The 21,228-nt window shown below is 70.9% G+C and carries 19 protein-coding genes and 1 pseudogene; 7 read left to right on the top strand and 13 right to left on the bottom strand.

Annotated features, from left to right (window positions below):
* From IE317_RS31055 to hppD, 4 genes and pseudogenes are all read right to left on the bottom strand, one after another.
* Positions 1–2,045: pseudogene (locus IE317_RS31055) on the bottom strand (hypothetical protein); the annotation flags it as partial.
* Entirely contained in the window at positions 2,045–2,353 is a 309-nt protein-coding gene (locus IE317_RS31050) for a type VII secretion target (RefSeq protein WP_191314907.1), read from the bottom strand. The gene IE317_RS31050 and the pseudogene IE317_RS31055, both read right to left, overlap by 1 nt.
* Before the next feature lie 11 nt (positions 2,354–2,364).
* A complete protein-coding gene (locus tag IE317_RS31045; protein WP_191314906.1) occupies positions 2,365–2,919 on the bottom strand; it encodes a YbaB/EbfC family nucleoid-associated protein in 555 nt (184 codons plus the stop codon).
* A 118-nt stretch (positions 2,920–3,037) separates the two neighbouring features.
* On the bottom strand, positions 3,038–4,237 hold the full coding sequence (gene hppD, locus IE317_RS31040; protein ID WP_191314905.1) for a 4-hydroxyphenylpyruvate dioxygenase: 1,200 nt from the start codon (positions 4,235–4,237) through the stop codon (positions 3,038–3,040).
* A gap of 109 nt (positions 4,238–4,346) precedes the next feature.
* On the opposite strand from hppD, the gene IE317_RS31035 reads away from it, so the two are divergent.
* Complete coding sequence (locus IE317_RS31035) at positions 4,347–4,823, top strand: Lrp/AsnC family transcriptional regulator (protein WP_191314904.1); 477 nt, start codon at positions 4,347–4,349, stop codon at positions 4,821–4,823.
* Positions 4,824–4,889: 66 nt separating this feature from the next.
* Here the strand turns inward: IE317_RS31035 and IE317_RS31030 are convergent, their stop codons facing one another.
* The 3 genes from IE317_RS31030 to IE317_RS31020 form a co-directional block, all read right to left on the bottom strand.
* The gene (locus tag IE317_RS31030; protein WP_191314903.1) at positions 4,890–5,702 is read right to left on the bottom strand and encodes an MBL fold metallo-hydrolase; all 813 of its coding nucleotides are present in this window, start codon (positions 5,700–5,702) and stop codon (positions 4,890–4,892) included.
* Between the two features lie 50 nt (positions 5,703–5,752).
* Complete coding sequence (gene greA / locus IE317_RS31025; RefSeq protein ID WP_191314902.1) at positions 5,753–6,253, bottom strand: transcription elongation factor GreA; 501 nt, start codon at positions 6,251–6,253, stop codon at positions 5,753–5,755.
* 195 nt (positions 6,254–6,448) lie between these two features.
* Complete coding sequence (locus IE317_RS31020; RefSeq protein WP_191314901.1) at positions 6,449–6,895, bottom strand: DUF4307 domain-containing protein; 447 nt, start codon at positions 6,893–6,895, stop codon at positions 6,449–6,451.
* A 134-nt stretch (positions 6,896–7,029) separates the two neighbouring features.
* Between IE317_RS31020 and mca the strand changes: the two genes are divergently transcribed.
* Together mca and IE317_RS31010 are read left to right on the top strand one after the other, a co-directional pair.
* Positions 7,030–7,941, top strand: coding sequence for a mycothiol conjugate amidase Mca (gene mca / locus IE317_RS31015; protein ID WP_191314900.1), 912 nt, complete (start codon positions 7,030–7,032; stop codon positions 7,939–7,941).
* Positions 7,938–8,261 carry a hypothetical protein gene (locus tag IE317_RS31010; protein WP_191314899.1) on the top strand — a complete coding sequence of 108 codons (324 nt, stop codon included), beginning with the start codon at positions 7,938–7,940 and terminating at the stop codon, positions 8,259–8,261. Before mca ends, IE317_RS31010 begins: the two co-directional genes overlap by 4 nt.
* Positions 8,262–8,313: 52 nt before the next feature.
* On the opposite strand, the gene IE317_RS31005 is transcribed toward IE317_RS31010, so the two are convergent.
* The 4 genes from IE317_RS31005 to IE317_RS30990 form a co-directional block, all read right to left on the bottom strand.
* On the bottom strand, positions 8,314–8,724 hold the full coding sequence (locus tag IE317_RS31005) for a VOC family protein (protein WP_191314898.1): 411 nt from the start codon (positions 8,722–8,724) through the stop codon (positions 8,314–8,316).
* Between the two features lie 47 nt (positions 8,725–8,771).
* Positions 8,772–9,401, bottom strand: a complete 630-nt coding sequence (locus IE317_RS31000; protein WP_229903014.1) for a helix-turn-helix domain-containing protein — start codon at positions 9,399–9,401, stop codon at positions 8,772–8,774.
* Positions 9,402–9,564: 163 nt separating this feature from the next.
* Positions 9,565–12,057 carry a polynucleotide kinase-phosphatase gene (locus IE317_RS30995; protein ID WP_191314896.1) on the bottom strand — a complete coding sequence of 831 codons (2,493 nt, stop codon included), beginning with the start codon at positions 12,055–12,057 and terminating at the stop codon, positions 9,565–9,567.
* Positions 12,054–13,421 carry a 3' terminal RNA ribose 2'-O-methyltransferase Hen1 gene (locus IE317_RS30990; RefSeq protein WP_191314895.1) on the bottom strand — a complete coding sequence of 456 codons (1,368 nt, stop codon included), beginning with the start codon at positions 13,419–13,421 and terminating at the stop codon, positions 12,054–12,056. The genes IE317_RS30995 and IE317_RS30990 overlap by 4 nt, the downstream gene beginning before the upstream one ends.
* A 65-nt stretch (positions 13,422–13,486) precedes the next feature.
* Here IE317_RS30990 and IE317_RS30985 point away from each other — a divergent pair, with 65 nt between their 5' ends.
* Positions 13,487–15,454, top strand: coding sequence for a thioredoxin domain-containing protein (locus IE317_RS30985; protein ID WP_191314894.1), 1,968 nt, complete (start codon positions 13,487–13,489; stop codon positions 15,452–15,454).
* Positions 15,455–15,539: 85 nt separating this feature from the next.
* Entirely contained in the window at positions 15,540–16,097 is a 558-nt protein-coding gene (locus tag IE317_RS30980) for a hypothetical protein (protein ID WP_191314893.1), read from the top strand.
* Positions 16,098–16,229: 132 nt separating this feature from the next.
* Here the strand turns inward: IE317_RS30980 and IE317_RS30975 are convergent, their stop codons facing one another.
* Together IE317_RS30975 and IE317_RS30970 are read right to left on the bottom strand one after the other, a co-directional pair.
* Positions 16,230–16,658, bottom strand: a complete 429-nt coding sequence (locus IE317_RS30975) for a hypothetical protein (protein WP_191314892.1) — start codon at positions 16,656–16,658, stop codon at positions 16,230–16,232.
* A gap of 16 nt (positions 16,659–16,674) precedes the next feature.
* Positions 16,675–17,406 carry a DUF6745 domain-containing protein gene (locus tag IE317_RS30970; protein WP_229903013.1) on the bottom strand — a complete coding sequence of 244 codons (732 nt, stop codon included), beginning with the start codon at positions 17,404–17,406 and terminating at the stop codon, positions 16,675–16,677.
* 401 nt (positions 17,407–17,807) lie between these two features.
* Here IE317_RS30970 and IE317_RS30965 point away from each other — a divergent pair, with 401 nt between their 5' ends.
* Both IE317_RS30965 and IE317_RS30960 read left to right on the top strand, forming a co-directional pair.
* Positions 17,808–19,181 carry a glycoside hydrolase family 28 protein gene (locus IE317_RS30965; protein ID WP_191314890.1) on the top strand — a complete coding sequence of 458 codons (1,374 nt, stop codon included), beginning with the start codon at positions 17,808–17,810 and terminating at the stop codon, positions 19,179–19,181.
* A gap of 80 nt (positions 19,182–19,261) precedes the next feature.
* Positions 19,262–21,151, top strand: a complete 1,890-nt coding sequence (locus tag IE317_RS30960; protein WP_191314889.1) for an acyl-CoA dehydrogenase family protein — start codon at positions 19,262–19,264, stop codon at positions 21,149–21,151.
* Positions 21,152–21,228: the final 77 nt, after the last annotated feature.

Genomic DNA, 21,228 nt, shown 5'->3' with positions numbered 1-21,228 from the left:
GTGCGTGGGCGGCCGCCGGGCAGGTCACCGCCGGTGCGGGGCCGTCCGGGGGCGTCGACGTGCGCGCCCGGGGTGCCGGGGGTACCGGTCCAGCCACCGCCGGTGCGCGGGGAGCCGCCGAGGCCGCCACCACCGGCTCCGCCCCCGGGCGGCATGCCGCTGCCACCCATCATCGGAGCACCCCCCTGCGGCGGCAGGCCGGGTGCGGAGGCGCCATCCCCGCCTCTCGGCGACGGGACGGTGCCGGGCTCACCCGTGCGCGGAGCGGTGGGCGCAGTGCCGCTGGCGGAGGTCGAGCCATCGGCACGCGCAGGTGCGGCGCTGCTCGGGGTATCGCCACCCGAGTGCGAGCCGGGACCATCGGACCGCGCGGGACTTCCACCATCGGCGCGACTCGGCGACCCGCTGTGCGACGACGGCGCCGGACCACCATCACCGGCGCGGGTGGGTGAAGGGCTGGAGTCGCCTGCGTGCGAAGGGGTGTTGTCTCCGGCGCGGGTCGGCGAAGGGCTGGAGTCGCCTGCGTGTGAGGGGGTGTTGTCGCCTGCGCGGGTGGACGAAGGGCTGGAGTCTCCGGCGCGGGTGGGTGCGGGACCGTTGTCCCCCGCGTGCGAGGGGGTGTTGTCCCCGGCGCGGGTGGGTGCGGGGCTGGAGTCGCCTGCGTGGGAAGGGCTGTTGTCCCCGGCGCGAGTCGCCGAGGGACTGTTGCCGCCCGCGTGGGAAGGGCTGTTGTCGCCAGCGCGGGTCGGCGAGGGGCTGGCGTCTCCGGCACGGGTGGGTGAGGGACTGTGGTCGCCCGCGTGTGAGGGGGTGTTGTCCCCAGCGCGGGTCGGCGACGGGCCGGATTCGCCAGAGCGCGTCGGCCGGGGGCTGTTGTCGCCCGCGTGCGAAGGCGTGTCGTCCCCCGCGCGAGTCCCCGAAGGGCTGGATTCGCCGGTGTGCGCAGGAGAACCGTCCCCGGCTCGGGAAGGTGAGTCTTCTCCGGTGCGGGTGTTCGGCGTGCCGTCACCCGAGCGCGCCGCCGACGGGCTGCTGTCCGGCGACCCGTCCCCATCCCGGCCCGATCCGGAACTCGGCGCGTCCCCGTCAGCGCCGTCGGAGCCATGCGGACTGTCCCCGTCGGAGCCGTGCGAACCCTCGCCGTCTCCGCCGTGGGCGCGGGTGTGGACTCCGCCGCCCTCGCCCTTGGGGATCTTCCGGACGAAGCCGCCTTCCTTGACCTTCAGCCCGTCGAGCCCGCTGACCTTGCCCAGCACCTTCCCGAAGACCTTGGCGATCTTCTCGAAGATGTCCACCAGCTTCGACAGCAGCGGCGACACGCGGCGGATCGAGTCGGTCAGCTTCTTGAGCAGCCCGGCGATCTTCTTGCCCCACTCGGCGATCGCGGCCGACGCCTGCGCGACGACGACCGGCGTGCCGAAGCCGAGGGAGAAGACCTCCTCCATCACCCACGAGATCAGCTTGCCGACCAGGTCGGCGATCAGCTGCCGCACGGTTTCCCGCACGAACGAGACGATCTGGCCCATGATCATCGTGACCGTGCTGATCGCGCCGGCCACCGTCGCCGCGCCCGACAGCGCGTCCGAATGCTCGGCGGCGAAGGCGCGGTACGCGTCCGCGCCCGCCCCTGTCCAGCCCGTTGTGCCGTTCTTGACCGCGTTGTCGAAGTCCGTCTTGCGCTCGCCGAGCGCCTTCGAGACGTTGCCCCAAGTGTCCGCATAGGACTGGATCACCGGCGGGTTGCCCGCGACCGAATCCAGCATGTCCTTCAACGGCTGCACGTGCTCCATCAGGAACGACGCCACCGACGACATCAGGTACCCGAACGGGTCGATCGCCGCCCCGGCGATCTCGCCGGCCAGCGACAGCATGCCGAGGCCGCCGGAAACCCAGTCGCCGTCCTTGATCCCGTTGAACGCGTCCATCGACGACTCGGCGATGCCGATGCCGCCGGCCCAGCCGTAGTCGCCGTTGCCCGCGGTGAACGCGCCCGGACCGTCCGGGTCCTTCTTGGCGTCGGCGACGAGCGGGTTGCCCTCCGGCATCACGCACCGCCCGCGGACTTGTTCAGGTCGTCGGCGACCCCGGTTTCGTAGCTGCGGTAGGCCGCCGCGGCCTCGCGCACCTTGCCCGACACCGCGGTCATCGCCTGCACGGCGTCCTTCAGCGCGTCGATCCCGTACTGCTCCACCGGGTCGAGCAGCATCCGGAACGGCTGGCAGAGGATGCCGTACGCGTCGGTCGGCATGCTCACCTGGTTCGCCGCGTCGACGGCCTGCTGCAGCCCGTCACCGATGGCGTCGAGCTGCTTCGCGTGCGCCGTGAGGTCGGTGCTGAGTTCCACGTCCGTCATCGGTTTCCCCCTCAGGAAAGAATCGGCCCGCCGAAGTCGTCGTCGTCATCGTCGGCCGGACGGCGGCGCCGCGGTGGCTGCGGCTGCTGCGGTGGCGCAGGTGGTGCAGGCGGCGGGGTGCGCGGTGGCTCCTCGGTGTCCTCCGGCAGGAACCGGCGGACGCGGTCGGGCTCCGGGAACGCCGGCTCGGGCTCCGGCGGCGGCTCCGGGAACGTGCTCTGCGCCTCGCGGACGATCTCCGCCGCGGCCTGGTCGCCGGTGCCGGTCGTCTCGGTCATCGCCTGCTGCAGCAACTCGGGAATCCGCGCCTGCGCGCGCTGGACCAGCTGCATCACCTGCGCCGACACCTCCGCCATCCGCTTACCCGCCGCGGTTTCGGCGATGACGAGGTTCTTCAGCAGCCCGCGCGAATCGACGGTCACCTGGACGGTGCCGTCCTTCGACCGCTCGGTGACCGTCTGGCCCTGCATGCGATCGGCCAGCGCCTGGTACCGGGCGGCGTTCTCCTCGAGCCGCTTGGTCCAGTTGTCGATCATCGCGTCGCTGGCGTCGATGCTGTCCGGCATCCGGCCCCCTTCCCTCCACTCACACAGACGGAGCCGGGACGCCGTCGGTTCCCGGTTCACGGCAAAGGCCACGATAGGGGACCCCGGGGTCCCCTATCGTGGCCTCCGCCGAAATGTGTCAGAGGTTGCCTCGGCGCTCCTGTTCGCGCTCGATCGCTTCGAACAGGGCCTTGAAGTTGCCCTTGCCGAAGCCGAGCGAGCCGTGGCGCTCGATCAGCTCGTAGAACACCGTCGGGCGGTCGCCGATCGGCTTCGTGAAGATCTGCAGCAGGTAGCCGTCCTCGTCGCGGTCGACCAGGATGCTGTGCTCCTTGAGCGTCTCGATCGGCACGCGGACGTTGCCGATCCGGGCGCGCAGCTCGGGGTCGTCGTAGTAGGAGTCCGGGGTGTCGAGGAACTCGACGCCCGCGGCGCGCATCGCGGTGACCGTGGCGATGATGTCGTTGGTGGCCAGCGCGATGTGCTGGCAGCCGGCACCGTCGTAGAACTCGAGGTACTCGTCGATCTGCGACTTCTTCTTCGCCACGGCCGGCTCGTTCAGCGGGAACTTGACCCGGTGGTTGCCGTTCGAGACGACCTTGCTCATCAGCGCCGAGTACTCGGTCGCGATGTCGTCGCCGACGAACTCCGCCATGTTCACGAAGCCCATGACGCGGTGGTACCAGTCGACCCAGTAGTCCATCTTGCCGAGCTCGACGTTGCCGACGCAGTGGTCGACGGCCTGGAACAGCCGCTTCGGCGCGCCCTCGGGCCGCTTGATCGTGCTCTCGCGCGGCTCGTAGCCGGGCAGGTAGACACCGTTGTAGCGCGACCGGTCGACCAGGGAGTGGCGGGTTTCGCCGTAGGTCGCGATCGCGGCGACGCGGACCGTGCCGTGCTCGTCGGAGACGTCGTGCGGCTCCTCGAGGATGGTCGCGCCCTGGGCGCGCGCGTGCTCGATGCACTTGTCGACGTCGGTGGTCTCCAGCGCCAGGTCGATGACGCCGTCGCCGTGCTTGCGGTGGTGGTCCAGCAGCGGCGAGTCAGGCTTCACGCCGCCGGTGATGACGAACCGGGCCGAGCCGGACTTGAGGACGTAGCTCTTGCGGTCGTAGACGCCGGTCTCGGGACCGGAGTAGGCGACGAGCTGCATCCCGAACGCGATCTGGTAGTACCAGGCGGTCTGGGTGGCGTTGCCGGCGATGAACACCACCGCGTCCATGGCCTTGACCGGGAACGGGTCGGTCGAGGCGTCGTGGTCGACGAGCCCGACCAGCTGACGCAGCTGGTCGTAGCTGACGTCGTCGAGGGCACCCTGGGGTTCGGCAGTCTGGGTCATACCTCGAAGGATCATCCTTGCGAGGCAAGATGCGCAATGGTCTCTGATTTCGCTGGACAATCTGACCGGTGCGTGCCGGAGATCGGCGGTCATGATGGACAATCTGCGCATGGCGGAGAACCTCGATGCGCTGGATGCGCGACTGCTGTTGCTGCTCACGGACTCCCCGCGCCTGGGGGTGCTGGAGTGCGCGCGCCGCCTCGGGGTGGCGCGCGGAACGGTCCAGGCGCGCCTCGACCGCCTGACCGAGCGCGGCATCCTCGGCGGCTTCCCGCCGGAGCTCGACCTCGCGGCGATGGGCTACGGCCTCACGGCGTTCGCGGTGCTCGAGATCGCGCAGGGCCGCCGCGCCGAGGTGGCGGAGGCTCTCGCCGCGATCGACGAGGTGTGCGAGGTCCACGCGACCACCGGCCAGGGCGACCTGTTCGTCCGCATGGTGGCCCGGGGCAACGACGACCTGCAGCGGGTGATCGACAAGGTGGTCGGCGTTCCGGACGTGCTGCGGACGTCGACGTCGATCGCGTTGTCGACGCCGGTGCCGCCGCGGGTCCGCCCCCTGCTGGAGCGGACCGCCCGAACGCAGTGAATGACTCATTCCTGGCATCGGACGCCAGGAATGAGTCATTCACCGCATCGCAGGTGCGCCCTCAGCTCAGGCCTGGTCGAGCGCGTGGGCCAGGTAGCGCTTGGCCGAGCGCTGGACGACCTCGAAGCCGTCGGTGCGCACGATCGCGTCCCACCAGGCGCCGTAGATCGCCTCGAACCGGTACCCCGCCAGCAGCTCCGCCGCGCGGCGGACGACGCTCGGCCGCTCCGGGATCAGGTTCGGGTAGCTGTACATGAAGCCCACGTGCGTGCGGTCCGGGATCACCTGCACGATGTCGCCGGACAGCAGGGCGCCCTGCCCGTTTTCGCCGTCCGGCCAGTGCAGCACCGTGCCGCCGTCGAAGTGCACCCCGAGGTTGATCAGCCGCAGGTCGTCCGCGACGTCGAGGGTGGTGCCGGACCACAGCTTCACCGCCGGGTCGGGCCTGCCGATCCACTGCTGGTCGGCTTCGTGCAGGTAGACCGGCACGTCGAAGGCGTGCGCCCACTCCACCATCGTCGTGTAGTAGTGCGGGTGGCTGATCGCGATGCCGGTGATCCCGCCCAGCTCCTCGACCTGCGCCACCAGCGCGTCGTCGAGGTAGGCCGCGCAGTCCCAGAGGAAGTTGCCCGAGCGGGCCCGCACCAGCAGGGCCCGCTGGCCGATCGCGAACCCCGGGTTCGAGCCGACCCCGGTCAGTCCGGGGCCCTGCTCTTCGACGCGCGGGGTGTACGTGCCACTCGAGCGGAGCGCGGAAAGGTTCGTCCACTGCTGCCCGGACTGCGGGACGTACTGGCGTTCGTCCTCGCAGATCGGGCAGTCCTCGCGGGCCGCGGCGTACTGCATGCCGCAGGCCTGGCACATCGGTTCGGTGCTCACGGTCCGTCCTCCCAGAATGTGGATCCTGGGAGGACACGCTAGCCGCGTTGTCAGGCTTCGGTGTACGGAACCGCCTTGACGAGCGTCACCTTCTGGACCTTGCCGTTGGGCAGCTCGTATTCGCGGGACTCGCCCTCCTTGGCGCCGAGCAGGGCCTTGCCCAGCGGCGACTCCGGGGAGTAGACGTCGAGTTCGCCCTCGGCGCCCTCTTCGCGGGTGGCGAGCAGGAACTTCTCGTCCTCGTCGTCGCCCTCGTACCGGACGGTGAGCACCTTGCCGGGGCCGGCGGTGCCGTCGTTGGCGGGCGCCTCGCCGACCTTGGCCGAGCGCAGCAGCTCCTGCAGGTGCCGGATGCGCGCTTCGGCCTGGCCCTGCTCTTCGCGAGCCGCGTGGTAACCGCCGTTTTCCTTGAGGTCACCCTCTTCGCGGCTGTCGTTGATGCGCGCGGCGATGACCGGCCGATTCTCGATCATTTCGTCGAGCTCGTGCTTGAGCCGGTCGTAGGCATCCTGGGTGAGCCAGGTCACCTTGGTGTCGCTCACGGTCACCATCTCCTCGTCGGGCCTGCCAGGCTTGCGTGTTCAAGCCGGCCCACGCGGGCGTAGGTGCCCGCGTGGCTGAGATAAAGGAAAAACACGGCCCGTCGCGGACCGTGCTGAGGGGTCAGAGTATCACGGCGCGAGAGGTCGACGCCCGTTATTTCCCCGCACCCTGGGCGTTGGGCGCGCGGTTCACCCCGTTGGCCGCTATGGGGTTGACAGATAGCGTGGTATGTCGTACGAGCAGCCGAAGACGTCTGCAGTAACCGGTTCCCCGATGCTCTTGATCGTCGTGCTCATCCTGCTGTACTTCGCGCCGGCGGGGATCAGGAGCTCTTTGCGGCCGCTCTCGGCGCCGGTCTTGTCGCGGACCCGGACGACGCACACGCCGGGCCGGTTGTCGTCGTCCCGGGTGACGTTGATGGTGATTTCCATCGCGTTGCCCGGTTTCGCGCTGAACGCGATGCGCTCGGCGTCGATCGGCGCCGACCCGAGGTTGACGTACGCGATCCAGGCGATCAGGCCGCTGACCAGCAGGGCGACGGCCAGGAACAGCCAGCGCCGCCAGCGCCGGGACGTCGTGGCGCGCCCGGTGCCGTACCGGCCTTCGGGCAGCGCGGGGGCGCTGGCCGTTTCCGCCGGTCCGCCTGCCAACCCGGGCCTCCTGCTCGTTCTTGTCGTACCCCTGGGGACAATGGGGGTGCGGGTACGCGTCGAGTATCCGCCCGCTGGGTGGGCGGCCCGCACGTGGGTCGCGGAATAAGGGCAGAAGGGGAGTCGTTCCGAGCATGGTGGACGCCGACGAGTTGAGGAACACCGCCAAACCGCGCCTGCGCCTGATGGCCGTGCACGCGCACCCGGACGACGAGTCGAGCAAGGGCGCCGCCACGATGGCGCGCTACGCCGCCGAGGGGCACGAGGTGCTGGTCGTCACGTGCACCGGGGGTGAGGCCGGCAGTATCCTGAACCCGGCCATGGACCGGCCCGAGGTGCTGGCGAACATGGCTGAGATCCGCCGCGAGGAGATGGCCCGTGCGGCCAAGATCCTCGGCGTGAACCAGCGCTGGCTCGGCTTCGTCGACTCCGGCCTGCCGGAGGGCGACCCGCTGCCGCCGGTGCCGGAGGGCTCGTTCGCCGTCGTGCCGCTGGAGGAGTCCGCCGAGGCGCTGGTGCGCGTGATCCGGGAGTTCCGCCCGCACGTGATCACCACCTACGACGAGAACGGTGGCTACCCGCACCCCGACCACATCCGCACCCACGAGGTGTCGATGGCGGCGTGGGACGCGGCCCCGGACCCGGATCGCTTCCCCGACGCCGGCGAGCCGTGGCAGCCGCTGAAGCTGTACTACATGCACGGCTTCTCGAAGGCCCGGATGGTGGCCTTCGACGCCGCGCTGAAGGAGGCCGGGCTCGAGTCGCCGTACACCGAGTGGCTGGCGAAGTGGGACCCCGACCGCGCCGATGTGATGGAGCGGGTGACGACCCGCGTCGAGTGCGGTGAATACTTCGAGGTGCGGGACGAAGCGCTGAAGGCGCACGCGACCCAGATCGACCCGAACAGCCGCTGGTTCTTCGTCCCGTTGGAGATCCAGCGCGAGGTCTGGCCGACCGAAGAGTACGAGCTGGTGAAGTCGCTGGTCGACAGCACGTTGCCGGAGGACGACCTGTTCGCAGGCATCGAGGAGAAGGTGAACACATGAGTCTGACGCTGCCGGCCGGCGTGGCCCTTCCGGTGACCGCGTCGGCCCTGGTCTTGACGCAGCAGCCGGGCAACGGCGACAACGGCGGGCAGGGGGAGGACTTCGGCAAGTCCTCCCCGGTCGGCTTCCTGGTGCTGATCCTCTTCCTCATCGCGGTGGCCTTCCTGGTCCGCTCGATGACGAAGCACCTCAAGCGCGTCCCGGCCAGCTTCGACGACCCGCCGGCCGAAGAGGCCGCGGTGGAGCAACCCGCCGAGAAGACCGAGCCGGAGGTGACCGAGAAGCCCGCGAAGGACCTCCCGGTCACCAAGGCCGATTAGGGCGTGTTCCGAAAGCGGTGAACCCACCGTCCGCGCCCGTCACCGTTCCGAGTCATTCGGGCGTGCCGGGCATCGCCGACGCGTCGTACGAGAGCAGTTCCCAGCTGTGGCCGTCCGGGTCGTCCACGGCACGGTTGTACAGCCAGCCCATGTCCTGGGCCGGGCGCGGCTCGGACCCGCCCGCCTTCACCGCGGCCTCGACCAGCCGGTCGACGTCCTCCTTCGACTCGGCGGACAGCGCCAGGATCGACTCGATCGCCCCGGAGGCGACCGGCCGCGAGGTGAACAGGCCGAACTGCTCGTGCGTCATCACCTGCACGGTCACCGCCTCGCCGAGGACGACCTGCGCGGACGTCTCGCCGGTGAACTGCGGGTTGAGCACCCCACCCAGCGCCGTGTAGAACGCCGTGCTCGCGTCCAGGTCGGCGACCGGCAGGTTGACGTAGATCTGGGTGAAAGCCACTGGTGCTCCTCGGTTCTTGTGGCCGGCTCTTCCGGCTGACTTCGAACCTACGGCCGTACCTGGACCTCGGTCTTGTACAGCAGCGACACCACCTCGCCGGTGGTGGGCCGCCGCAGCTGGGTCGCCGTCCGGCCGACGAACCGGGTCAGCGACCGCGCCAGATGTGGCTGGTCGTGATACCCGACCAGATGCACGACCTCGGCCGCGGCCACGCCCTGCCGCAGCAGCATCGTGGCCTGCCGCGCCCGCTCGATCTGGCGGATCATGCCCTGCGTCAGGCCCGTGGCCGCTGCGACCCGGCGCTGCACCGAGCGCGGTGTGACCAGCACCGGCCGGTCCCCGGCGACGACGTCGGTCACCAACGGGTCCCGCACCAGCAACCCCGCCCGGACCAAGCGCTCCACGAACGTCTCCGCGTTCTCGTAGGTGGGGATCTCCCACTCGCTGCCCTGCAGCACGAAGGAGCGCGGCGTCGTGTACGGGCTCGACACGCTGCTGTCCACAAGCCCGCCCACGGGCAGCATCCGCAGGAAGGCACCGTGCCGGAAGATCACGCCGAAGGTGCTGCCCAGCCCGCCGCCCAACGGGACCACGGTGGGCCGGGTCTCGGGACCGCGGACCGACACGGTGGTGACGCCGTCCGACGCCCACACCAGCAGCTCCCAGTTCGAGTTCACGACCGACACCATGCGCTCCGGCGCGAAACTGCCGTGCCCGCCATTCGGCGCCACCCGGTATACGCCCTCGACGTAGGGCGAGTCCGACAATCGGTACTCAAGTCCTGAAAAGTTCTCGAACCGGTCGAGCGCCACGTCCGGCATGGTAGCGGGAGCGACAGGCTCACAGCCGCGGGTCCACCGGGTCGGACTCCAGCGCGAGCACCGCGAACACGCACTCGTGCACCCGCCACAGCGGCTCACCCCGCGCCACGCGCTCCAGGGCCTCCAGGCCCAGCGCGTACTCGCGCAGCGCCAGCACCCGCTTGCGGTTCAGCCCGCGCTTGCGCAGCCGCTCCAGGTTCTCCGGCAGCGTGTAGTCCGGGCCGTAGATGATCCGCAGGTACTCGCGCCCGCGCACCTTCACCCCGGGCTGGACCAGCCCGCGCGGCCCGCGGGCCAGGTTCGCCGCCGGCTTGACGACCATGCCCTCGCCGCCGGCCGCCGTCAGCTCCTCCCACCACGAGACGCCCCGGGCGACCGACGCCTCGTCCAGCAGGTCCACCTCCAGCGTCCGGGTGCGCTGGAAGCGCGAGCCGGGCAACTGATCCAGCAAAGCGAGGTGCCAGGCGTGCGGCCGGTCGTGGTAGGCCTTCCCTTCGGACGCCAGCAGCTGGAACGGCGCCAGCCGCACGCCGTCGAGGCCGGACGTCGGCCAGCAGTAACGCCGGTACGCCGTCCGGTAGGAGTCCACTGTGGAGGAACGGGACGCCGTCCGCGCCAGGAGGTCGCCGACGTCGATGCCGCGCGCGGCGGCCGTGGCCATCGCCGAGACCGCCGCGGGCAGCACGGCCTGGGCCGCCGCCCCCACCGACGCGTACTGGGAGGCGATCAGCGAACCGGCCTTCGCGTTCCACGGCAGCAGTTCCGCGTCGAGCAGCAGCCAGCCCGAGCCGAGCTCCTCGAACAGCCCGGCCGCCGCCGTGCGCACGTCGGCCAGGAGGGCAGCGTTCTGCGCAGTGGAGAAGAATGGGCGTCCGGTCCGCGTGTACACCGCGCCGCCACCGCGGATGCCGAAGCGTCGGTACGCCACTTCGTCGTCCTGGCAGACGAGCACGACGGCCCGCGAGCCCATGTGCTTCTCTTCGCACAGCACCGCCTCGACCCCGGCCGCCCGGTACTCGGCGAACGCCTCCTCCGGGTGCTCGAGGTAACCCTCCCGGGCCGAGGTCGAACACGGCGCCATCGTCGGCGGCAGGTACGCGAGCCACCGCGGGTCGACCGCGAACCGGCTCATCACCTCCAGCGCCGCCGCCGACTGCTCCGCCGAGACGCCGACCCGGCCGTGGTGGGCGGTCTGCACGATCCGCTTCCCGGTGACGTCGGTCAGCTCCAGCACCGCCGGCTCGCGCCCGCCCAGCGGCCGGGAAGCATCGAGCGGGCGGGCCGGCTCGTACCAGACCCGGCGCGCCTTGACCGAGACGACTTCGCGCTCCGGGTACCGCAGCGCGGTCAGCTTCCCGCCGAAGACGGCGCCGGTGTCGAGGCACATGGTGTTGTTGACCCATTCCGCCTCGAGCGTCGGCGTGTGCCCGTAGAGGACCATCGCGGTGCCGCGGTAGTCGCGCGCCCACGGCAGCCGCACCGGCAGGCCGTACTCGTCGGTCTCGCCGGTCGTGTCGCCGTAGAGCGCCATGCTGCGCACCCGCCCGGACGCGCGCCCGTGGTACCGCTCCGGCAGCCCGGCGTGCGCGACGACGAGCTTCCCGCCGTCGAGGACGTAGTGCGCGATGAGCCCGTCGCAGAACTCGTGGACCTGACGGCGGAACTCCTCGCTCTCCGCGCCCAGCTGCTCCAGCGACTCGGCGAGCCCGTGCGCGACGTTGACCTTCCGCCCGTGCAGGGCGCGCACCAGCTTCTGCTCGTGGTTGCCGCACACGACCAGTGCGTTCCCGGACGACGCCATCGCCATCACGCGCCGCAGCACGCCCGGGGTGTCGGGGCCGCGGTCGACGAGGTCGCCGACGAACACCGCGGTCCGCCCGTCCGGGTGCACGCCGTCGACGTACCCCAGCTCGGCGAGCAGCTCCTCGAGCTCGGCCGCGCACCCGTGGACGTCGCCGATCACGTCGAACGGCCCGGTCAGCTCCCGCTTGTCGTTGCGCAGCGGCTCGACGACGATTTCGGCCTCGGCCACCTCGGCCTCGGACCGCAGCACGTGCACGCGCCGGAACCCCTCGCGCTCCAGCGACTTCAGCGATCGTTGCAGCTCACCGCGCTGCCGCCGGATCACGTGGTCGCCGAAGTCGCGGTCGGGCCGCCCGGCGTTGCGCGCGGCGCAGACGCCGAGCGGCAGGTCGAGCACGATCGCCGTCGGGAGCACGTCGTGCTCCTTCGCGAGCTTCACCAGGCTCGCCCGGGAAGCGCGCTGGACATTAGTCGCGTCGATGACGGTCGTCCGGCCGGCCGCGAGCCGCTTCGCCGCGACGTAGTGCAGCGCGTCGAAGGCGTCGGCCGAGGCCGACTGGTCGTTCTCGTCGTCGGCGACGAGCCCGCGGAAGAAGTCGCTGGAGAGCACCTGCGTCGGCGCGAAGTGCGTGCGCGCGAACGTCGACTTGCCGGAGCCGGAAGCGCCGACGAGCACGACGAGCGCCATGTCGGGAACGGTCAGCTTCACGCGGCCACCTCCTTTTGGGTGGTGAAGACCGCCATCTGGGTCGGCGGTCCCGATTCCTGGTCCTCCGGTCCGATCGGCAGGTATCGGACGTCGTAGCCGCGCCGGGTCGCGACGCCGTCCGCCCAGGCGCGGAACTCGGCTCGGGTCCATTCGAACCGGTGGTCGGCGTGCCGGAAATGCCCCATCGGCAGGAACTCGAACAGCCGGTTGTACTCCGCGTTGGGGGTCGTGACGAGCACCGTGCGCGGCGCCGCGACCTCGAACACCGCGTGTTCCAGCGCGGGGAGCCGGTCGGCGTCGACGTGTTCGACGACCTCCATGAGCACGGCGGCGTCGAACCCGGCCAGCGCCGGGTCGGCGTAGGTCAGCGCGGACTGCCGCAGCGTGACGCGGGTGCTGCCCTTCAGCCGCTTCTCGGCGATGTCCAGCGCACTGCTCGACACGTCGACACCGACGATTTCGGTGAACGACCGCTCCTTTTCGAGGACGCGCAGCAGCGCGCCGGAGCCGCAGCCGAGGTCCAGCACGCGCCGGGCGCCCGCGGCCCGCAGCGCGGCGAGCACGCTGCCGTGACGCTGCGACGCGAGGCTCTCCGGCTTGTCCGGCACCTCCGTGACCAGCGCTTCGGCCTCCGCCGGGACGTCGTCCGCCTCGGCCAGCCGCGAAAGCGCGTACGTGACGACCGGGCGGCGCCGCTCCAGGTAGCGGTTCGTGATGAGCGTCCGTTCGGGGTGCCCGGCGAGCCAGCCGTCGCCGGCGCGCAGCAGCTTGTCGGCCTCGTCCTGGCCGACCCAGTAGTGCTTGTCGCCGTCGAGCGCCGGCAGCAGGACGTACAGGTGCCGCAGCGCGTCGGCAACGCGCTGCGTGCCGGCGAGCCGCAAATCGACATAGCGGCTGTCCCCCCACTGCGGGAACTGCGGGTCGAGCGGGATCGGCGTCGCCGAAACGCGCCAGCCGAGCGGCTCGAACAGCTTGTGCACGACCTCCGGACCACCGCGAGCCGACAGCGACGGCAGGTGGATCTCCAGGTCGAAGGCCTCCTCGACCAGGTCGGGCCGCGCGGCGCACCGGCCCGCGAGCGCCGTCGTGAACGCGGCCCGCAGCGCGACCGCGAGGTACGAGCCCCCGGCGTACGGGCGGTCGTTGACGTACTGCGTCAGCGACGTCCCGCCCCCGCGGACGAGCCCGACGGGATCGATTTCGACGAACAACGCGGCGGTGCAGCGGTCCGGGGTCGCCACCGGGTAGAAGACGTGCGCGGTGCCGGCGGACAGCGCGACCGACTGCGCCCTCTCCGGATGCTTGTGCAGGAGAAAGCCCAGGTCGGTGGCGGGGTTCCGGGTCGTCGTGATGGTCAGCAGCACCGGATCAGTGTGGCCGAGGAGCCGGTGACCGCGCGCCCGGTTTTCCCGGGTGCGACCCTGGAACCATGAACCGCCTCGCCAGCGCGACCAGCCCCTACCTGCTCCAGCACGCGGACAACCCGGTCGACTGGTGGCCGTGGGGACCCGAGGCGCTCGCCGAAGCGAAACGGCGGAACGTGCCGATCCTGCTTTCCGTTGGGTACGCCGCCTGCCACTGGTGCCACGTCATGGCGCACGAGTCGTTCGAGGACGCCGGGACCGCGGCCCTGATGAACGGGAACTTCGTCAACATCAAGGTCGACCGCGAGGAGCGGCCGGACATCGACGCGGTGTACATGGCCGCCACCCAGGCGATGACCGGCCAGGGCGGCTGGCCGATGACCTGTTTCCTGACCCCGGACGGCGAGCCGTTCCACTGCGGCACCTACTACCCGCCGTCGCCGCGGCCGGGGATGCCGTCGTTCCGGCAGTTGCTCGCCGCCGTCGTCCAGGCGTGGCAGGAGCGGCCGGACGAACTGTTGGACGGCGCGAAGCAGATCGTCGCGCACCTCGCCGAGCAGACCGGGCCGCTGCAGGAGTCCGTTGTGGACGAAGCGGTGCTCGCCGGCGCGGTCGGGAAGCTCCAGCAGGAGGCGGATCCGGTCAACGGCGGGTTCGGCCGCGCGCCGAAGTTCCCGCCGTCGATGGTCCTGGAGTTCCTGCTGCGCCACCACGAACGCACGGGTTCTTCGGTTGCGCTGTCCCTGGTGGACAAAACGGCCGAAGCGATGGCCCGCGGCGGCCTGTACGACCAGCTGGCCGGCGGCTTCGCGCGCTACTCCGTCGACGCCGAGTGGATCGTGCCCCACTTCGAGAAGATGTTGTACGACAACGCGCTGCTCCTGCGCTTCTACGCGCACCTCTGGCGGCGCACCGGCTCGGCGACGGCGTTGCGGGTCGCGACCGGAACGGCGGAGTTCCTCTTCGAAAGCCTGCGGACGCCCGAAGGCGGCTTCGCCTCTTCGCTGGACGCCGACACCGAAGGCGTCGAAGGGCTGACGTACGTCTGGACGCCGGAGCAGCTGCGTGAGGTGGTCGGTGACGACTCGGCCGCTGAGCTGTTCGGCGTCACTCCCGAAGGCACCTTCGAGGAGGGTGCGTCGACGTTGCGCCTGTTCGGCGACCTGCCCGAGCCGCTGCGCGTCAAGCTCCTGGAGGCGCGCGCGAAGCGACCCCAGCCGGGCCGGGACGACAAGGTGATCGCGTCCTGGAACGGCCTGGCGATCACGGCGCTGGCCGAGGCAGGGGTGGCCCTGGATCGTCCACAGTGGATCGAGTGGGCGGTCGAGGCGGCCGGGTTGCTGCTGCGGGTGCACGTCGTCGGCGGACGGCTGCGGCGCAGCTCGCGCGACGGCGTCGTCGGCGAGTCCGCCGGGGTGCTGGAGGACTACGCCTGCGTCGCCGACGGGTTCCTCGCCCTGCACCAGGCGACCGGTGAGGCGAAGTGGCTCACCGAAGCGACCCGGCTGCTCGACCTGGCGCTGGCGCACTTCGCGTCCCCGGACGTCCCCGGCGCGTACTTCGACACGGCCGACGACGCCGAGACGCTGGTGCAGCGCCCGGCGGACCCGGGGGACAACGCGAGCCCGTCGGGAGCGTCCGCGCTGGCCGGGGCGCTGCTGACGGCGTCCGCGCTCGCGGGGCACGACAGCGCGGCGCGCTACCGGGAGGCGGCCGAGCAGGCGCTGCGCCGGGCCGGGGTGCTGGCCGGGCGGGTGCCGCGGTTCGCCGGGCACTGGCTGTCGGTCGCCGAAGCGCTGCAGGCCGGCCCGGTGCAGGTCGCGGTGGTGGGTGCGGACCCGGCGTTGCGGCTGGCCGCGGCGCGGGGCGTGCACGGCGGCGGCATCGTGCTGGCCGGCGAGCCGGACGCGCCGGGCGTCCCGTTGCTGGCCGACCGCCCGCTGGTCGGCGGCGCCCCGGCGGCGTACGTGTGCCGGGGGTACGTCTGCGACCGTCCGGTCACCTCCGCCGAGGAGCTCACCGCCCAGCTCTGATCGCCCTGGGAGAACACGGTGCCGGTCCCGGTGTCTTCGGCGTAAGTTCGGTAGCGATGTAATCATGTAATCCCGGAGGTGCGACATGGGACGCGGATGGCGCGGAAGCCGAGGCTGGCAGCAGACCGAGGTACCACCGGCGGACGACGCGGCGGCCTGGTTCGGCGGCCGCCTGCCCGACGGCTGGTTCACGGGCGCACCGGAGGTCACGGTCGACCGCGAAGAGATCATCGTGGTCGGCGAGCTCCCGGCCTTGACGGAGGAGTACCCGGACGACGCCGCCCGCGCGGCGGCCGAGGAGGGCCGGATCAGCCGGTACCGCGAGGAGACGCGCGACGAGCGCATCGAGATCGCGAGGCAGGCCGAGCACCGCTACCAGCGCAAGGTGGCCTGGGGCGCGCGGCTGGGCGGCACGACGGCGCTGTTCACGACGCACTCGGCCCCGGTGATGACGCGCTTGCGCCAGCCGGAGCGCCTGGTGCTGGACACGCTGGTGGACGCGGGCGTGGCCCGGTCGCGCTCGGACGCGCTGGCGTGGGCGGTGCGGCTGGTCGGCCAGCACGCGGACAGCTGGCTGGGAGAGCTGCGGGAGGCGATGACCAAGGTCGACGACCTGCGCGCGAAGGGCCCGGACCTGGGCTGAACTTAGCACCAGGAATGACTCGTTCCTGACATCGGCGGGGCGCCACTCCTGCGAGTGGCGCCCCGCTTCCCCGCCGGAGACCGCGCGGTGCTGCCCCCTCGGCAACACCCCGCGGCCCGGTTCCCTCCCGCGTCAGTCCGCGATCAGCACCGGTTTCCGGAACCCGGCCCCCAGCTCCCGCTGCCGCCGCACGAACCACGCGCCGGGGGCGATCCCGGTCGCCCCGTGCTCCGGGTGGATCAGCCACGCCGGCGCCGTGTTCCGGAACGCCGCGATGGCCAGCCGTTCGGGGTCGTTCAGCCACGTCAAGATGCGGCACGTCCCGCGGTCCGCGACGAGCGTGTGCGGGTTGTTGCCCGCTTCCCCGCGCACCAGTTCGCGCCCTTCCTCCGGCAGGTCCCACCAATAGCCTCGCGTGGGCGCCGAGCCCAGCAACGCCAGCGGCAGCACGATCAGGTCACCCTGGGCCTGGAGCCCGTCGATCACCGGCACGGTGACCTGGCGGTCCAGGTGGTCGAGGACGTCGAGTCCGGTCCGGTCCAGCAATTCCGCAAGAAACATGTGATCACCTCAAGAATCAGGTCCGGCGCTGCAGGCGCGCGTACTGGGCTCCGGTGAGCCCGTACGACCAGCCGGCCGCGTCGAGGGGATGGTCGAATTCGGCGGGCACGCGCAGCCCGTAGCGACGGCGGGTGCCGTCGCGCTCCACCGAGCCGTTCACCGCCAGCAGCAGCCGCGAAGGCGCGTGCCACTTCTGCGGCGGCAGGTCGTAGAGCTGCAGTTCACAACCCGGGTTGCCGGGATCGGGCGCCCGGCTCAGGATCCGCAGCCCGGCCTGCTCGATGTACGCCGTCCAGCCGAGGTGCTCGACCGCGCAGCGGCGCACCTCGACGTTGAACTCGCGGTTGATCCGGTCCGCGGTGGGGTCTTCGATCACCCACGACGGCACCCGCGTGCCGTGCCAGGCGTACACGCCCCAGCCGTCGGGGTAGACCACCGCGGGCCCGGACTCGCTGTGCAGCCGCGAGCCGTCCGTGCGGATCGCCAGTGGCCGTTCGGCGACGACGCAGACGCCGTCCCGCGGCCACCACCAGCCGCAGGAGCGGACGAGGGTCGCCCACAGCTCCAGCTCCGGGTCACCCGAGTCCGGCGTCACCCAGTAGGCGTCCTGCTGGCCGTACCAGTACAGGCCGAGCGACTCCCGGATGCCGGTGCGGATCAGGCCGGCGATGGCGTCCTTGATGGTCTGCCCCGCATCGGGAGACAGCGCGCGACGGCGTTTCCGCAGCGCGGCCACCCAGGTCGCCATGCGGGCTTCCACCGGTTCCGTGCACGGCTCCGGCAACGATCGCAGCTGCGGCACGGCCGCGTTCGGGGAAGCGACCCAGACGAACCGGGGCGGTGGCTCGCCCAGCAGGGCGTAGAGCCGGCTGATGGCGTCTTCGGCCGCGGGACGATCCGCGGGATCCGTGCAGAAGGCGTGGTTCAGCCACTCGGAAAATTCAGGGAATCGGCGGTCCGGCCGCCGCGGGGCGCTCAAAGCGCGAGGGCGCGCACGCCCTTTCGAATCGACATGCCCCGATCATGACAGCCGGTTCGCCGATCGCGCAAGCCTGGACCCGGCGCCTCTTTCCCGCCTAGAGTTCGTCGTGCCCGCGGTCCGTGCCGCGGATCCGCCGTCGCAAAAGTCTTCTCGTGAAGGAAGTGTTCATGGACGGCAGGTTCACCCGGCGGCAGCTGATCAAGGGCGGACTCGCGGTGGCGGCGGTGCCGCTGGTCCCGGCGGTCGCTTCGGCGGCGCCCCGCATCGACGTACCGGCGCTCCCGTGGCCGGCGGCGAACGACATCGTCGCGAACACGACGATTCCCGTGTTCGGAGACCGCAGTTTCCCGATCACCGGTTACGGCGCGAAGAACGACGGCAAGACCGACAACACCGAGGCGATCAGGAAGGCGATCGACGCCTGCGCCGCGGCCGGCGGCGGCCACGTGATCGTGCCCGGCGGCGGCAGTTTCCTGACCGGCGCCGTCCATCTCAAGAGCAACGTCGATCTGCACCTGGAAAAGGGCGCGGTCCTCAAGTTCAGCGGCGACGCCGCGAAGTTCCCGAACGTCCTGACGCGTTACGAAGGCATCGAGTGCGTCAACCGTTCTCCGATGATCTACGCCCACGGGCAGAATAACATCGGCCTCACCGGCAGCGGCACGCTCGACGCGGCGGCCACGTCGTCGTGGAACAAGGGCAGCGACCGCGCGTACCTGGAATCCCTGGTGGCCAAGGGAATCCCGCCGGAGAAGCGGGTGGTGCCGGGTTCGGGCCACACCATGCGCTCGGCGTTCGTCGAGCCGTACGCCTGCGAGAACGTGCTGATCCAGGGCATCACGCTGAGGAACTCGATGTTCTGGCAGCTGCACCCGACACTGTGCCGCAACGTCACGGTCGACGGCGTCAGGACCGACCCGAGCACCGCGCACAGCAACACCGACGGCTGCGACCCGGAGTCGTGCGACCACGTCGTCATCGCCAACTGCACTCTGGGCGCGCACGACGACAACATCGCGATCAAGTCCGGCCGCGACGCGGACGGGCGCCGGGTGAACGTCCCGTGCCAGAACCTCGTGGTCGTGAACTGCGCGATGAACGGCAACTGGGGCGCGATCACCTGCGGCAGCGAGCAGACCGGCGGGATCCGCAACGTCTACGCCTACCGGCTCACCGTGAAGGGTGACACGAAGTTCGCGCTGTACGTGAAGTCCAACACGCTGCGTGGCGGGTTCTCCGAAAACATCAACCTCGACAGCGTGTCCGGCACCTTCGCGCGGAACTTCGTGTTCGTGACGTCCACCTACAACAGCCAGACCGGCAGCTCCGTCCCGTCGTTCGGGCCGTTCACGATCAGCAACTGCTCGAGCACGAAGATCGCCGGAAAGACGTTCGACGTCAGCGGGCTTTCGAACGCCCACGTGCACGGGTTCGCCGTGGCGAACTCCACGTTTGAGGGCGTGGCGGACACTTCGAACACGCTGAAGTACGTGGACAACGCGCGCTTCACGAATGTGACGATCAACGGCGCGCCGATCTGAACCTGCGGGATCGCCCGCGCTGCGGCAGGCTTACTACCAACGAGTAGGAAGCCTGCCGTTCGTCCTTTCCGGAGGTAGCCGTGGACGTCCCCGAAGTGCCCTCGAAGGTGGATCCGGACGCACTGACCGCCGTCCTCGACGGTCGCTGGGCCGAGCTGCGCCGCGGTGTGCGGGCGCAGATGGCCGAGGCGAAGTTCCGGGACCCGGTGGACCTCGGCATCGAGGCGCACCGCGCCCAGGTGCTCGACCAGCTGCGCGCGCTCGCCGCGACCGACCGCCCCGGCCTGGGCTTCGACCCGGCCTACGGCGGCGGTGGCGACGTCGGCGGCTCGGTGACGTCGTTCGAGCTGCTCGGTTACGGCGACCTGTCGCTGATGGTGAAGGCCGGCGTCCAGTGGGGCCTGTTCGGCGGCGCCGTCCAGCTGCTCGGCACCGAGCGCCACCACGAGCGGTACCTGCGCGCGATCATGGACCTCGACGTGCTGGGCTGCTTCGCGATGACCGAGCACGGCCACGGCTCCGACGTCCAGCACCTGCGCACCACGGCGACCTATGTGGACGGCGGGTTCGTCATCAACACGCCGGATGCGATGGCCCGCAAGGAATACATCGGCAACGCCGCCCGCGACGGCCGGTTGGCAGTGGTCTTCGCGCAGCTGATCACCGGCTCCGAGGAGCGCGGCGTGCACGCGTTCCTCGTCCCGATCCGCGACGACGACGGCAAACCGATGCCGGGAGTGTCCATCGAGGACTGCGGGCCGAAGGCCGGGCTCAACGGTGTCGACAATGGACGGCTGGCCTTCGACAACGTCCGCGTGCCGCGCGAAGCCCTGCTGAACCGCTTCGGTGACGTCGCCGAAGACGGGACGTACTCGAGCCCGATCGAGAGCGACAGCCGCCGGTTCTTCACGATGCTGGGCACGCTGATCCGCGGCCGGGTCAGCGTCGGCGGCAGCGCGGGGAGCGCGACCAAGCGTGCGCTGGCCCTGGCCATCCGCTACGCCGAGCACCGGCGCCAGTTCATGAAGCCGGACGGCGACGAGGTCGTCATCCTCGACTACCTCGGGCACCAGCGGAAGCTGCTGCCGGCGCTGGCCAAGACGTACGCGCTGAACTTCGCCCAGGAAGAGCTCGTGTCGAAGCTGCACGACATCGACACGTCGGCGCCGGAGGAGGAGCAGCGCGAGCTGGAGTCGCGCGCGGCCGGGCTGAAGGCCCTCAACACGTGGCACGCGACGGCGACGATCCAGGCCGCGCGCGAGGCCTGCGGCGGCGCGGGCTACCTGGCGGAGAACATCCTGCCGGGCCTGAAGGCCGACACCGACGTCTTCACGACGTTCGAAGGCGACAACACGGTGCTGCTGCAGCTGGTCGCGAAGGGGCTGCTGACCAGCTACAAGCAGGACTTCGAGGACCTCTCGCCGCTGGCGACGGCCCGGTTCTTCACCGATCAGGTGGTCAACACGCTCCTGGAGCGGACGTCGGTGCGCAAGGCGCTCGAGTCGCTCACGGAAGGGTCCGACTCGGACGTCTTCTTCCGCCGCGAGTGGCAGCTGCGGCTGTTCGAGGACCGCGAAGAGCACGTCGTCGAAGGGGTGGCGAAGCGCCTGCGCAAGGCGGCGTCGGACCCGTTCGGGGTGTTCAACGCGGCTCAGGACCACGTGCTGCGCGCGGGCCGCGTCCACGTCGAGCGGCTGGTCCTGGAGGCGTTCGTGGCCGGCATCGAGCGCTGCGAAGACCCCGACGCGCGTTCACTGCTGGAGCGGGTCTGCGACCTGTACGCGTTGTCGGCGATCGAAGAGGACCTGGCCTGGTTCCTCGGCCACGGCCGCCTGACGGCGTCGCGCGCGAAGGCGGTCACGTCGGCGGTGAACCGGCTGTGCTCGGAGCTGCGCCCGCACGCGCGCACGCTGGTGGACGCGTTCGCGATCCCGGAGCAGTTCCTCGCGGCGCCGATGCTGACGTCCTGATCGGCCGGTTTGGGCGTTTTCCTTGGTGGGGTGCGGGAAAGCGGCTCGCGCACGTCGTCTAGCGTGGCGCGTCCGCT

The sequence above is a fragment of the Amycolatopsis bullii genome (assembly GCF_014654205.1).
Taxonomy (GTDB): Bacteria; Actinomycetota; Actinomycetes; order Mycobacteriales; family Pseudonocardiaceae; genus Amycolatopsis; species Amycolatopsis plumensis.
Note: the sequence above shows the minus strand (reverse complement) of the source record. Positions and strands in the feature narration are given on the sequence as shown.